General features: G+C 27.9%; 11 protein-coding genes. 4 read left to right on the plus strand and 7 right to left on the minus strand.

Going from position 1 to position 14,534, the window contains the following annotated elements:
* Positions 1 to 37 precede the first annotated feature (37 nt).
* The 4 genes from Q1A46_RS15815 (at position 38) to Q1A46_RS15830 (ending at position 2,987) form a co-directional block, all read left to right on the plus strand.
* A complete protein-coding gene (locus Q1A46_RS15815; protein WP_299680902.1) occupies positions 38 to 727 on the plus strand; it encodes a hypothetical protein in 690 nt (229 codons plus the stop codon).
* A gap of 103 nt (positions 728 to 830) precedes the next feature.
* The gene (locus Q1A46_RS15820) at positions 831 to 1,445 is read left to right on the plus strand and encodes a hypothetical protein (protein ID WP_299680905.1); all 615 of its coding nucleotides are present in this window, start codon (positions 831 to 833) and stop codon (positions 1,443 to 1,445) included.
* 26 nt (positions 1,446 to 1,471) lie between these two features.
* A complete protein-coding gene (locus Q1A46_RS15825) occupies positions 1,472 to 2,470 on the plus strand; it encodes a hypothetical protein (protein WP_299680907.1) in 999 nt (332 codons plus the stop codon).
* A 334-nt stretch (positions 2,471 to 2,804) separates the two neighbouring features.
* Positions 2,805 to 2,987, plus strand: coding sequence for a hypothetical protein (locus tag Q1A46_RS15830; protein WP_299680910.1), 183 nt, complete (start codon positions 2,805 to 2,807; stop codon positions 2,985 to 2,987).
* Positions 2,988 to 3,039: 52 nt separating this feature from the next.
* Here Q1A46_RS15830 and Q1A46_RS15835 read toward each other — a convergent pair whose 3' ends face one another.
* From Q1A46_RS15835 to Q1A46_RS15865, 7 genes are all read right to left on the minus strand, one after another.
* Positions 3,040 to 3,462, minus strand: coding sequence for a secondary thiamine-phosphate synthase enzyme YjbQ (locus Q1A46_RS15835; protein ID WP_299680913.1), 423 nt, complete (start codon positions 3,460 to 3,462; stop codon positions 3,040 to 3,042).
* A gap of 11 nt (positions 3,463 to 3,473) precedes the next feature.
* Positions 3,474 to 3,995, minus strand: coding sequence for a hypothetical protein (locus tag Q1A46_RS15840; protein ID WP_299680916.1), 522 nt, complete (start codon positions 3,993 to 3,995; stop codon positions 3,474 to 3,476).
* A gap of 185 nt (positions 3,996 to 4,180) precedes the next feature.
* Complete coding sequence (locus Q1A46_RS15845; RefSeq protein WP_299680919.1) at positions 4,181 to 8,104, minus strand: InlB B-repeat-containing protein; 3,924 nt, start codon at positions 8,102 to 8,104, stop codon at positions 4,181 to 4,183.
* 99 nt (positions 8,105 to 8,203) lie between these two features.
* Positions 8,204 to 8,944, minus strand: coding sequence for a LytTR family DNA-binding domain-containing protein (locus Q1A46_RS15850; protein ID WP_299680922.1), 741 nt, complete (start codon positions 8,942 to 8,944; stop codon positions 8,204 to 8,206).
* Positions 8,937 to 10,154 carry a sensor histidine kinase gene (locus tag Q1A46_RS15855; protein ID WP_299680925.1) on the minus strand — a complete coding sequence of 406 codons (1,218 nt, stop codon included), beginning with the start codon at positions 10,152 to 10,154 and terminating at the stop codon, positions 8,937 to 8,939. The genes Q1A46_RS15850 and Q1A46_RS15855 overlap by 8 nt, the downstream gene beginning before the upstream one ends.
* Before the next feature lie 95 nt (positions 10,155 to 10,249).
* Entirely contained in the window at positions 10,250 to 13,174 is a 2,925-nt protein-coding gene (locus Q1A46_RS15860) for a histidine kinase (protein ID WP_299680928.1), read from the minus strand.
* Positions 13,175 to 13,227: 53 nt separating this feature from the next.
* On the minus strand, positions 13,228 to 14,427 hold the full coding sequence (locus tag Q1A46_RS15865) for a S41 family peptidase (RefSeq protein WP_299680931.1): 1,200 nt from the start codon (positions 14,425 to 14,427) through the stop codon (positions 13,228 to 13,230).
* Positions 14,428 to 14,534 lie beyond the last annotated feature (107 nt).

Here is a 14,534-nt window from a genome sequence, read left to right on the forward strand (position 1 = left end):
TACACAGCTATTAAATGAGGTTTTTGATTTAAAAAAGATGAAAAAGTTTATCCTCTTATTTACAGTACTAGCTGGATTAATTTCTTGCACAGAAAAAAATCCAAAAAGCGTATGGATAAGTGTAAAAAATAAAGCTCTTACTTCTACAAAACTAGGTTACGAAGTGCATGAATATAGTTTTATTCTGGATTTTGAAAAACATGAATCTCATTTTTTAACATACAACGCAGATTCAATTTTAAAGTTTGATATTAACTCTAAACTTGATACTCTTATTTTTCAAGAAAAAGAAAATACAGAAAAATATAGGTTAAAATTTTATAAAAATGATTCTTTAGAAGTTTATCTCAAAGAAATAAACACAACAAAAGTATTTATACCTCTAAATCTCGATTATAAATTAAATTATTCTAGAAAACAAATCATATACTCTCTACTAGAAAAAACATATGCTATCAACGATACTTTTAGCATGAGATTTTCATCCAATAAATATCCTAGTTATTATAAAGATGAAAAAACTTTGATAGCATATCACCCCAATAGAAAAATTAAAGGATCATGGCAGATTGGAGAGAAAAATAAAAATTTCTTTTTGATTTTAAGAGACTTTCCAGATCAATACATTTTTCAAATAACTAGTCTTGATACTACGAAAATAAACTTAAAAAATATCTATCCTAAAGATTTACAAACAAATATGTCTGAGTTAAGAGTTATAAAGTAAAAGATAAAACTTATAACAAGAACTAAAAATAGAGTTTTTCTATTTAACAAAATAGGAATCAAATCATTACTTAATTCTTAACAAAAACTAAAAATGAACCGCTATGAAAAAGATTATTTACACGCTTCTTTTTTTAGTATTAATAAATTGCTCAACTAAAAAAGAAAGTAACTCTCTTTACTCTGATACTTTAATTCAAAAAACATTTACTAAAAATGAGATTAAAGATTTACAAAAAATCTTAGACTTCTTCAATAGTGAAATATGTAAATCAGCACAAGAAAATATTAATGATTGCTATTTAAATTATTGCTCTAAAATTAGAACTGAAATTAAAAAACACGGAATGTATAAAGTTCATATCGACTTTCAAAAACAATATGAAATATACAAGCAAATTAATTCTAATACATTTAGTGAAATATGGTTATTTCAGCAAAGTTTACCTTTAAGAGAAAGAAAAGACACATTAAAATATTTAGGTTTTAATAATAATAGTAAATACATTAAGTTTTTAAATGAATACGGTAAAGAAAATAAAGCAGTTAAAGATTATGTAAATAGCTTTAATATTGCTTCAGATTTTGGACCATCAATGATCAGTCAAGTAATTATGAATTATGAAGCTTTTCAAATTGAAGATATTAAATCTAAATTATTGATTGCTATTCATTACTTGACATTGAATGATCAAAACCTAAGAAAAGAAAAATATTAAAAAATCATTAACCACCTTATAAACTAATGAACTTTAAAATTGCAATTGTCGTCTTTACACTTGTCTTTTGGCAAAAAGGAGTATCTCAAAAAAAGAATTATGATATTTCTAAAATAAAAGTTTCAAAATATATAGGTTTTGAAAAACTTGCTGGAGGCTATCAAATTAGAACAAATCAAGTGTATCCTTCAAAAAAGGATATTAGTATTATTTCATATATGAGACAAAATGACAACATTCCAAATGTAGACTTAATCATTAGGTATGCTTTTTCTAAAAAAGATTCTTTGATGAAAGAAATACAATACGAATTTGACATCATTAATTTTGAAGATCAAATTGATAAAAAACAAAATCTCGATTTTAGAAAAGCTTTAGTTTCTCATTACTTATCCTTTGAAGAAGATTTAACTTCTAGCTTTGGAAAAAGTAAAATTAAAGGAAAATTAAGCAAAAACACCCATATAGATGATCGAAAAGATTATTATAAAATGAATACTTGGATTTTAGATAACACAAAGCTGGAACTTTTCATTGAAATGTCTAACACGATTAATTATGAAAAGTTTAAATACCCTGTACATAAAATGATTATGAAATACAAGGTTACAGAAACCCCAAATATTGAATACATAATCCGAAAAAAAAGACGGTTAAAATCTATTCCTAAAAAATTCACAAACAGATCTAGAACTCCATTATTAAAAAAATGTAGAAAAACCCCTACAGATGCTTGCTTTATGAACACTATTAGTGATTTAGTTTTAAAAGAAGCAAAAAGGAAAAAACTTATTTTAAAAAATGATACTTTGAAAATTGGTATTGATGTTAAAACTAATGGAAAAGCTTCTTTAGGAATCAATCAAACAAAAAATTCAGAACTTAAAAAACTAGTCAATCAATTATTCTCATCTATGGAAACTATTGAACCTGCTTATTCTGATTATTCAAAAAAATATACTCAATCTTCTACGTCTTGGTATATTATTATAAAGGATAATGAAATGGTAAACCGATTCAAATAAGACTTAAAAATACTCCAAACCCAATCTTTAAAGATTGGGTTCTTTGTATAATAGAAGTAATAAAAAACGCTCATCAAACGTTTTTCTACTCTTATCATTCAAACTACAACACTTATCTTTTTTAACTAATTAGCTAACTATTAAAGTTTATAGATTTATAACTAAAGGAGGTTTTAACCTTCACTTAAACTTTAGGATAGTTACTCAACACACATAAAAACTACGCTAGCTTCCCTAAATAAAATTTGATTGCTTAACAACCTCCTTTAATAGACATAACCTTTGAATGTCTTTAAATGTTCAAAGTATTAATCAATTTTAAATTTTAATTATTATGAAAAAATCAATTTTAGATTTAGGTAAAACTTTAGACAAAAGTGAGCAAAAGAATGTTTTTGGAGGTATTGATATCACAATTACTGCTGAGTGCGGTTTTGTAGGTATAGGAAAACCTTATAAAAAATGTCCTCCAGGAGCTGCTTGTATTAGCGGTAAATGTCGCTATGTATTATTATAGAGATTATTTATAAGCTCACAAGGAAGAATAATATTTTCTTCCTTGTATCTTGTTAACTACCTAAAAGCGTTAACACTAATTTTCTACGTCCACCAAAGTTTCTATGTTCTCCCAGATAAATACCTTGCCAAGTTCCTAAATTTAATTTTCCATTTGTAATTGGAATCAGTACTTGACATCCTAACATAGAACTCTTAATATGCGCGGGCATATCATCAGCTCCTTCGTAATCATGCTTGTAATATGGCATATTTTCAGGAATCATTTTATTGATATGCGTTTCAAAATCCATACGAACTGTTGGATCTGCATTTTCATTAATCGTTAAACTGGCAGAAGTATGCTTTATAAATACTTGCAACTGTCCTATTTTGATTTCTTTTAACTCAGGTATTTCATTAATTACGATATCAGTAATTAAATGATAACCTCTTTCAAAAGCAGGTAAACTAATTTCTTTTTGATAAAATTTCATTGAATTTAAAGTTAGGATAATTCTAATTTAATTTCTCGAAGTGATTTATTAGATGTTAATATTTGCTTTATAATTTTCTCTTGTAAAACCTCAACTTCTTCTTCATGATATTGCATCCATTTGGTATTTTTAAACACCTCTTCTACTTCCTTTTTCTTTTTAAAAACAACAGTTAAATTAAACAACTGATCTTTTCTTTCAGGTTTGTATACTTCTACTTTTTTAGTTTCAAAATCAATTTTTAATCCGAATAGTTTTGCTTCCGAAGTTAAGCTATAAAAATCAGCCCATTTTGCATATCCTACATAATAATTCTGATTCTGATATTTAGCAATACCATTTAATTTCCATCGACAATTTGCTACTCTTCCCCAGTGATTCGAATATCGATATACACCTTTTTCAGTATACACATAAGAACTTCCCGATTTACTCTTAAAATGAATATTTTCTTCTTGTAAAACACTTAATTCTTTGTATTCAAATTGACAATATGTGTGTTTAAAAAAATTAGTTTTATCGTACTTACGCATAAATTACTGCATCAATTTAAACACAAACCTAAAACATTTATCAGTATAAATAAAAAAGCCTGAAAAGTTTTGATTTTACTTTTCAGGCTTGAGTAATTAGAATATTGAAAATATGATAAAAAACACCAAGGAGTACATTACCAACAATAGTATTTCTAGTTTATATTTTTCGATTTTATTCATCATTACCTTTTAATAATCCTTCTAGAAGCTACACGTCCCTCCGAATTTGTTACTTTAAGTATATAAATTCCGTTTACTAAACTAGATAGATTCATCTTTCTCTCTTTTGTTTCTGACACCTTTTTCCCCACTATACTATATAAAACAACTTTCTTTATATCGTAACCTGTTGTTACTTCAATATTTAAAATATCTGAAGTTGGTATTGGATAAATTTTTACTTCTTTATCGAATTCTTCATCAACAACACTAGCTGTAACTGCACTAAACATTGCCGTAACTGTTTTATCTGCATCCATAACAACATCAATCGGATTTGTAGTTCCTGATAAATCTCCACTCCATCCGTCAAATTGATAACCTACATTTGGTGTAGCAGTTAATCTTAATGTTGTTCCGTCATCAACCTGTCCTGTTGTTGGGGTATTGTTTATGTTTCTTACTGCGAATGGATTAGATATTGTTACCGTTCCATTTGTCGCATTTACTGTTAAAGTTCGTTGAATTCTACTGAATACTGCTGTAACCGTTTTATCAGCATCCATTGTAAGTGTTAATGGGTTTGCAGTACCCGTTGCATCACCGCTCCATCCATCAAATTGATATCCTGTAGCTGGCGTTGCTGTTAATTCAACTGATGTTCCATCATCATAAGTTCCTCCTGCTGGATTAGGATTTGTACTAACCGAACCATTTGTCGCATTAATAGTTAATATTCGCTGAATTTTACTAAACATTGCTGTAACTGTTTTGTCAGCATCCATAACAAGAGTTAATGGATTTGTAGTTCCTGTTGCATCTCCACTCCATCCATCAAATTGATAACCTGTAGCTGGTGTAGCTGTTAACTCAACTGATGTCCCATCATCGTAAGTTCCACTTGTTGGATTTGGACTTGTACTAACCGAACCGTTTGTAGCATTAACAGTTAAAGTTCTCTGAATTTTACTAAACATTGCTGTAACTGTTTTGTCAGCATCCATAACAAGAGTTAATGGATTTGTAGTTCCTGTTGCATCTCCACTCCATCCATCAAATTGATAACCTGCAGCTGGTGTAGCTGTTAATTCAACTGATGTTCCATCATCGTAAGTTCCTCCTGTTGCATTAGGATTTGTACTAACCGAACCATTTGTAGCATTAATAGTTAAAGTTCTCTGAATCTTACTAAACATTGCTGTAACTATTTTATCAGCATCCATTACAACTGTTAATGGATTTGTAGTTCCCGTTGCATCGCCGCTCCATCCGTCAAATTGATAACCTGCAGCTGGTGTAGCTGTTAATTCAACTGATGTTCCATCATCGTAAGTTCCACTTGTTGGATTTGGACTTGTACTAACTGAACCGTTTGTAGCATTGATAGTTAAAGTTCTTTTAATTTTACTAAACATTGCTGTAACTGTTTTATCAGCATCCATTACAAGAGTTAATGGATTTGCAGTTCCTGTTGCATCACCACTCCAACCATCAAATTGATATCCTGCAGCTGGCGTAGCTGTTAATTCAACTGATGTTCCATCATCATAAGCTCCTCCTGTTGGATTTGGATTTGTACTAACCGAACCATTTGCAGCATTAATAGTCAATGTACGTTGAGCAATGTAAGGAAGTGCTCCAAATTCATAAGCCCCCATATCAACAGTAGTATTATGAACTCTGTTGTTACTTAATAAATCTGTTACAATTCCAGTTGGTATTTTAGTGTTATCACCTGAATCTAAAGCAGGAGAAGTATTTTGTAATGTAAAATCTCCATTAGTAGGATCTGTAAATAATGGATCAGAATTTGATGTATTTGTTAAATTACTAGAAGTAATATTTGAGAATCCTTCTTCATCAATACTATTGAAAATTGTTAGTCCAGAAGCAATACTAGTATCGGTTCTTCTTCCAAAAGCCAAAGCTGTATTCCCAGAATTATCAATATTGCCCCAAAAAATATTATTCGCAACATTAACAGATCCATAAGTTCCGTTTTGTTGGCTAATACCAAAAGTTGCAAAATCTGAAGTTCCTGTACCTTCATTTCTATTATTAACAAAAGTATTATTTACAATATCTGTATTAATCTCACTTCCTGAGTAAAATGAACGTATCCAAACAGTACTTAATCCATTTCCAAGAGCAGAACCATTATTTGCTGTACGATTATTATTAAATAATGAATTCGTTAATGTGAAATTTATTGTTGTATTAGCTTCCGGAAAAACATAAATACCAGCTGCTACATTTGAACTTAAATTATTTTCAAAAACACAAGCATCCACAGTATAACTTAATACATTACTAGATTGAGCTCTTAAATTTAATGCTCCCAATACACTTGTATTATCTTTAATAAGTGAATTTTTTATAGTAAAATTTTCTGCATTATTGTTTACCCCTAAAGCAGCACCAAATCTATCATTCCCTGAACCGTTTGCATTACCTCCTGAAATAGTAACACCATCTATAATAATATTGTCTCTAATAACATCAACTACTCTATAACTATTGTCTGAACGAGTAGCTTCAGTAAAACTTACAACACCGTTGTCATCTCCATTTAAATCACCACTTAAGACAGTTGCATTTGTAGTATGAATAAGTGACATATCTCTATCTGACAATAGCACTTCATTCCCTGAAAAACCACCATAAACTTTTACGCCAGGATTTCTAAATTCAAAAGTTGTACTTCTGGATGTAGTTGAAGGAATATATATTCCTTTAGCTACCCAAACTTCTCCATTAGCAGCAGCAGGTTGGTCTAATGCAACTTGCAGATCATTGAAAGCATTAGCCCAATCTAAACCTGTATTATTTCCTGTCGCATTTATATCTACAAAAACAGGTCCTGGTAAAATGACTGTCTTAAAAGAAGACCAACCTAACATTGGATCTTGACATGTATTCTGTTTTATGTAGATTCTGTATTTTACATTCTTGACTAAATTTTGTAAAGTGGTTACACCAGTTGAAACTCCTGAAACTATTGTTGCCGTAGAAAATGGTTCTACCTCATTATGATAAGCTATATCAAAATTTCCAGTATCATTAATATTTACATTAACAGCATTGCTTCCAGAATTCATTATAGAAAAAACACTATCAGATGAATAACAATTATCATTTTCTGTATATATCTGCTGGATTTCACTAGGAGATAAAACTCGATTGAATATTGCCAAATCATCAAAATCAGATGAATAATTGTATATACTGGGGAATGAATTTTTAGCTGCTCTAAACAGCCAGACATCAGTATTATTATCTACCCCATATACAGAAGTAGGATTATATCTAAATTCGTCAGTAGATAAAACACCTTCTTCAACTCCATCAATATAAACTTTCGTAACAATTCTTGTTATTTCATTAGGTAAATTAGAAAAACTAAATGTTACAGCAACATGATGCCATTGTGAATCTGAAATTATAGTATTTGCAAAATTTTCTCTTTTAGTAAATTGTATATTAGTTGCAAAATGCTCCTTAGCAAAACGATATTCTAATCCTATTTTACCATCCCTTAAAACAACTGAAAAACCACTACTATTAAATCCTGCAACGGGTGAGGTACCAGAACTAAAACTAGGAAAAACTTTGTCTGATTTGTCTATTATATTCCTATTATTAGCATCATTTACAGAAGTTCTAATCCAAAAACTCAAAGTAGATGCATTAGATATAGAGAAATTATTCCTTTTAAGACGAACATTAGTTGCACTACTTCTTAATGCCGACACTTGAACTCCAAATCTATCTTTAATAGGACTAGTCACAGATGAGCTAGCAATTTGTAAATTTCCTCCGCCTGAAACCTCATTAAGATAACTTCCATTTGAAAATTTATAATAGGAAATCAATCCATTAGTAGGGACTTGTGCTGTAGTAGTTATTGCTACAAACATTATTATTCCTAAGAGTATTTTTTTAAGCATAACTTTTTGATTATATAATTATGACGCAAAAAAACACACCTGTTTTTAAAGGGTTAGCTTTTTATTTCCGAATGAACATTTTTTATTTCCAAAATTAATTTACGAAGTGAAAGAAGCTTCAAAAGATTCTTTATAACCTTTACTTACTGGTATTAATTTTTCTAGGCTTAACTTTAATTGTCGTTCTCTTTTTGAATAGATAATTACATGATCTGTATTTACAATCCAAGATCGATGAACTCTTGTAAAAGAAACTTCATTTTCAAATAAATTCTCGTAGTAATTTAATTTTTTTGATGCTATATATTCTTTATTTTGAATTGTATAAATAATAGAATACATTCGATCTGCTTGAATACAAATAATATCTTTTGTATCGATAATTGCATAATCGTTTTTGTATGGGATTGCTATTTTCTTTAGCTTTTTTTTGTTTTCTTTTAATACTGAAATTCTAGTATCAGACTTTTTTTGATTGATAAATTCTTTTGCTTTTTTTACTGCATTTTGTAATAAACTTACCTCAACAGGTTTTAACAAATAATCTATTGCAGCTACTTGAAAAGCTTTTATCGCGTATTGATCGTAAGCTGTTATGAAAATAACTTGAAAATTAATTTCCTCGAACTCATTAAAAATTTGAAAACCATTTTTTTCTGGCATTTCTATATCTAAAAACACTAAATCTGGAATTTCTTTTTCTATTAGAATAACCGCATCATCTATATTTGAAGCCTCACCTACTATTTCAACTTCACTACAAAAATCTCCTAATAAATACCTTAAGTTTTCTCTAGCATTTAATTCGTCGTCTACCAATATTGCTTTTACTTTATTCATTTTCTATTATAAAAGGTATTTTAATAATTACTTTTGTTCCTTCTTTTACTTTTTCATAGTTAAAACCAATATTCGATTTATAATAATCTTTTAACAACATTAATCTCTCCTCAATCAATTTAGTAGATAATGAAGTAGATTTTATTCCATTTCTTTGCTTTATTCTTTCTGACTCTGAAATACCAACACCATTATCAATAATAGTACAATGTAAGACTTCTTTTAATTCAAACTTTAAAATTATTTTTTTTACACCTTCTTTCTTGTGTAGTAAACCATGTTTAATCGCATTCTCTACAAATGGTTGAATTATCATTGAAGGAATTTTAATATTAAATAAATTTTCTCCTCCATTTATACTGTATTCAAAGTTTGTACGAAATCTGAGCTTCTCTAATTCTAAATATTTTTCTAATAAAAGTAATTCTTCATCAAAGAAAATAAAACTTTTCTCACTCATGTTTAAGTTTTCTCTTATTAAAGCAGCAAACTTGGTTAAATAATCGTAAGCTTTATGCTTATCTCCTTTCAATACTAAATTTTGAATTGAATTCATCGCGTTAAACATAAAATGTGGATTCATTTGTGCTTTTAATGATTTCAATTGTAAATGAGCAAATTCATTTTTTCTTTTTTCCTCTAACTCTACATAGGCTTTTTTGAGTTTCTTCTCATTTGAATCATTTAAATTTTTAAAAAAATTTACGACTAGAAATAAAATCACAAATAGGAATATCTTTTCTTCCGGAACGAAATTCTCTATATTTCTTTTTTGCGTCACATAATAAGGTATAAAAAACAGACCAACTGATATTAGTAAAGTCATATAATGCACCCATTTTTTATCAAAAAAGAACAAGGCTAAAATAGGAAGTGCTAAGTAATTATATTCTGTATTTTCATATTCAAATAAAATATGAGTTAAACCAACTACTGCTATAATATAAGAGCACAAAAATAGTACTCTAGCTGTTATATAACATCTTGCTTTTTGTAATGTGTAAACGATAACAAACAATGTTAAAAAAGCAGTATAAAAATACGCTATCTCAGATGTTAGTGTTTTTTCAAAAAATCTTTTAATTGTAAAAAACACGATATCCAGCCCCATCATTAAGCAGCAAAAATTTAGAATCGTAATTCTTTTTGCATCTAACCCTTGTAGCGTTAAATCTTGATTATAAATATATCTTTCTAAAAACCTTTTCATTCAACTCCACAAATACTAACATAAATATGAAAGTTAGAAAATTTACTTTCTTAACGACATAAAAAAGTTTCCGAACAGCTAAAACTTAAAATGAACTAAGCTAAATATGGAATTTTAATAATCACGATAGTACCTTCTTTAACTTCTGGATACTCTACTCCAATATCAGTTTTGTAGTAATCTCTAAGAAATAATAATCGTTCTTGAATTGATTTTGTTGAAAATGATTTTCTTTTCACTCCATTCGCTTTTTGAATTTCTTTTGATCTTTTTATACCAATTCCGTTATCATAAATTTTACTAACTAAAACGCCTTCACTAATGTAAAACTCTATTTTTATTCTTTTAATTCCTTCTTTTTTATGGAGCAAACCATGCTTTATTGCATTTTCTACATAAGGTTGAATAATCATCGTAGGTATTTTAACCTCTTCAACATCTTCACCAAGAATAATTTGATATATAAAATTCTCTTTGAATCTGAGTTTTTCTAACTCTAGATATCGATTAATAAGCGATAGCTCTTGTTCGAAAACAACAAAATTCTGAGTACTTAAATGTAAGTTTTCACGGATTAAAGATGAAAATTTTGTTAAATAGTTATACGCTTCTTGTTTATCGTTCTTTAAAATTAAATTTTGTATTGAATTTAATGCATTGAATGTAAAATGTGGATTCATTTGAGAACGTAAAGTTTCTAATTTTGTAGACACCAACTCTTTCTGTAATCGTGCTTTTTCTAAAGCTACTTCTTGTCTATTTTTAACTCTTTTAAGTCGAATACTGAAACGATACCAAATAAACAAAACACCTGATAAAAAAATAGAAATTATAAACCACCATTCTTTATAAATAGGTAAAGCGATTGCAAATTTTATATTTCTAGAAAATTTATTTTTTGGATTATCTATTGATGTTGCTTTCAGCGTAAATTCATATGCACCAGACGCCAAATTATTAAAAGTGACTTGATTTATATTTTCATCAAGATTATTCCATGAACCACTATCTTTTTTATTCGATAATTTATATGAATACTGAACATTTTCTTCTGATAAAAAACCATTAATTTGAAATTTAAAATGCACCTTATTTTCATCAGAGTTCAAATCGTATTTCTCTTTTATTTCTCTAGTTTTATCATTAATTGAAACATCTGTAAAATAAAATTCAAGTGTATTCACTTTTTTAAATAACCTTTCCCTATCAACTACAATAACTCCTTTATTAGAACTAAAAAACAATTTATCTTCAAAAGGTATAATATCTGTGATATTATATGTATTTATTCCATCTCTTCTAGTTAAATTTCTAAACTTTTTAGTTTTTGTGTTTAATAACTGTACTCCATTAGTAGTTGAAATCCATAAATTATCTCCATCTCCTTTAATCTCTCTTGTTAGATTTGATAATAACCCGTTATCTCTGTTATAATTTATATAAATATTATTCTCTTTAACACCCAAAATCCCTTTCTTAAATGTAGATAACCAAACTGTTCCATCATTAGTTTCTCCAATATCTATTGTAAATATTTCTCTATCTTCATGCAATATCTTCATCTCTTTATTTTCATCGTAAACTCTAGTTCCATCCACGTAACCCACATATTTCTTATTATCTTTTTTACTATAATGTGTAGTGTAAGAACGTAATGCTCCTAGTGGTTTTGCTTTAATTTCTTTTGAGCTTAATTCTAATTCTGCCGCAGAATTGTAACAAGCCACTAAAACTTTGTTTTTTTCTACAAATGAAAAATCTTTTATTCCAGTAAGATAATAGTCGAATACATATTCATAACTAAAATCATTAACATCTATAATTACAGTATATGATTCATAACTTACAATGGCCTTACTTTCATTAATTTCAACAATTGCAAAAACTTTTTCCTTTTTTAACGTTGGTAATTTTGTTCGTTTTTTTGTGTTTACATCTACTAAATCAAGATTACCTTTAGAAGAACCTATTAATATTTTATCTTCTCCTATTTTACTCATTGCCGTTATATTAGCATCTGTTAAATCGAACTTAAGTTCATTTAAATGAATATTAGGAACAATATAAACACCGTTTCTTAGCGTAGTAAACCAATAATTATCATTTCTATCTTTAATAACTTTAGAAACTCTCCTACCTTTAAAAATATGATCTTTAATTATAATTTCACCCGCTAAATCATCATAATCACAAATAAAGACACCATTTTCGGTAGCTAACCATAGTAAATCTTCGTATTTGTAATAATCGATATACGGAGTATATTTTAGAATATCAGGTAATTTGATTTCTGCTAAACTATCTTGGGTTTCTAATACTAACCTATTGTTTTCTTTATTTACTTTTGTTGCTAGTTTTTCTAATCCTAAAAAAAAGTTTTTTCCTCTAAAAGGAATAAAATTCCAATTGATGTAGAAAAAATTTGACTGTAATTTATTTTTGAACTTCTTTTCTATAGTTGACTCCCCACCAACCCCAATACTAAACTTATGATCTTCTATGATGTATGAAAGGTTTCTTTCATTTTTAATCACAGATATAGTTTTACGATCATCATTAATTTTTTTTACAGTATTTGAATTATTTAAATCAACTAAAATAATTTCCCTGTAGTAATAAATGACGAGTTTATTTTCAAAAAACACAAAATTTGTTAGCTGTCCTTTTGCTTCATTTTTTACATCTTTAAATAGTGTTAGTGAATCATTTTCAACATAAAAAAACTGCCCTGATATATTATTACACCAAACTCTACCCTGACTATCTAATTTTACTCCAAAAACAGATAAACCTCTTTTATCTGGATGTGTGTAGTTTTTAAATTTCTTTCCATCATAACGGAATAAACCTTTATCTGCTGCTAACCAAATAAAACCTTTATTATCTTCTACAATACCATAAAATTCAATATCCGGTAATCCGTCTTTTTCTGTGAGTTGTGTATACACAGGATGTTGTGAAAAAGCTTCAACAACAGAGAACAGTAAAATATAAAATAATAGTAATGTAACTTTATTCATAATCATCAAAACTACTTATTTTTAACTTGAAACTTTAGCTTAAAAATAATGTTTTAATTATTTCTGATTTCTGATAATAAATTATTTAATCTTTCTTCTGGTGATTTTGCAGATATAAGTATATCTGGTATTGTTTTAGTTTCTTCATTAGCACTACCATCTGGATTTAAGCCCATTTCTCCTGTAAACCTTACTACTAAACCACTATTAGGCAGAGTTAATAAAAGAGGATCAGTTCCTACTCCATCTCCGTTGGTGCGTTCCCCAATTACCATTCCGATTTTAGTTGTTTTAAAAAAATGTGCTAAAGCTTCTGCACTTGAGTAAACTTCTTTATCTACTAATAAAAAAACTTTTCCTTGATACCTTTGATTTGATTTAGGATTTATCTTGTGTTTAGTTGAATAAATTAAATATTCTTGAGATTTTAATTCCTGAGGTATTTTTTCTAAACCTAAATCTTTATAGCTACCATTTTTCTTAAAATAATCCGGTTTAAACCTTTTAATTCTTTCAGAGGTTTTATATCCATAATTAACAGTATATTTTAAAGTATCTTTAATTAAATAACTTATAATATTATCTGACCAATAACTTGTATCACCTCCTTTATTTCCTTGAATATCGATGATTAAACTCGAATAATCATTAAGTTTATTTTGAAAAAATATCTGCAACTTTTCGGAATCTTGCTCTATTAGATCGTAACTAAAAGACCTTATCTTTATAATAGCAATGGAGTCTTCCTTTTTCTCGTCTACAATTAAATTAACCTCTTTTTCAGTTTCTTTTAAATTTTTATTAGATACTTCTATTTTTTTTAACTCTTTGTCAATTAAGCTCCAATAATTAGTTTTAATTGTGTTTGTTTTTTCTAATTCTTCAACATAAGCTTTATAAAGACCATATTTTTTAAAGCCTCGTTGATAAGCTTTTAAAAAATAATCATAAATTAAAGTAGGATAAATATCGGTATGATCGTTATTTAAATCATCTAGAATTTCATTGATTGCATTTAAAAACTCTTTGTCATTTTTAGTTTTTAATACATTATCTAAATAGAGATTTTTATTCGACAACCAATCTATATTATTTAGTCTTTTGTTAATATGAAAATACGGATAAGATTCTTTTAACTCTTTGTACAAAAACTCAAAATCTTCAATTTTCTCCTTTGTGGTTAATTGTGAACTTTTTTTTTCACAACCTAAGTTGGCTATCACAATCAAAAAAAACACTACTATTTTTCTCATCATTTAAGTAATTATTTAATCCTAATAAAACCTTAATAACTGAAAAATGCATCAACAATAGATTTATATATTTCCTAATGTCAAATTTATGTTTCCTAATGTCTATT

The organism is uncultured Tenacibaculum sp. (genome assembly GCF_947502995.1).
Taxonomy (GTDB): Bacteria; Bacteroidota; Bacteroidia; order Flavobacteriales; family Flavobacteriaceae; genus Polaribacter.

Coding starts and splice junctions, on each gene's coding strand:
- Q1A46_RS15840 (WP_299680916.1), bottom strand. CDS start 3,995: ATGCGTAAGTACGATAAAACTAATTTTTTTAAACACACATATTGTCAA.
- Q1A46_RS15860 (WP_299680928.1), bottom strand. CDS start 13,174: ATGAATAAAGTTACATTACTATTATTTTATATTTTACTGTTCTCTGTT.
- Q1A46_RS15845 (WP_299680919.1), bottom strand. CDS start 8,104: ATGCTTAAAAAAATACTCTTAGGAATAATAATGTTTGTAGCAATAACT.
- Q1A46_RS15820 (WP_299680905.1), top strand. CDS start 831: ATGAAAAAGATTATTTACACGCTTCTTTTTTTAGTATTAATAAATTGC.
- Q1A46_RS15830 (WP_299680910.1), top strand. CDS start 2,805: ATGAAAAAATCAATTTTAGATTTAGGTAAAACTTTAGACAAAAGTGAG.
- Q1A46_RS15865 (WP_299680931.1), bottom strand. CDS start 14,427: ATGAGAAAAATAGTAGTGTTTTTTTTGATTGTGATAGCCAACTTAGGT.
- Q1A46_RS15850 (WP_299680922.1), bottom strand. CDS start 8,944: ATGAATAAAGTAAAAGCAATATTGGTAGACGACGAATTAAATGCTAGA.
- Q1A46_RS15855 (WP_299680925.1), bottom strand. CDS start 10,154: ATGAAAAGGTTTTTAGAAAGATATATTTATAATCAAGATTTAACGCTA.
- Q1A46_RS15835 (WP_299680913.1), bottom strand. CDS start 3,462: ATGAAATTTTATCAAAAAGAAATTAGTTTACCTGCTTTTGAAAGAGGT.
- Q1A46_RS15815 (WP_299680902.1), top strand. CDS start 38: ATGAAAAAGTTTATCCTCTTATTTACAGTACTAGCTGGATTAATTTCT.
- Q1A46_RS15825 (WP_299680907.1), top strand. CDS start 1,472: ATGAACTTTAAAATTGCAATTGTCGTCTTTACACTTGTCTTTTGGCAA.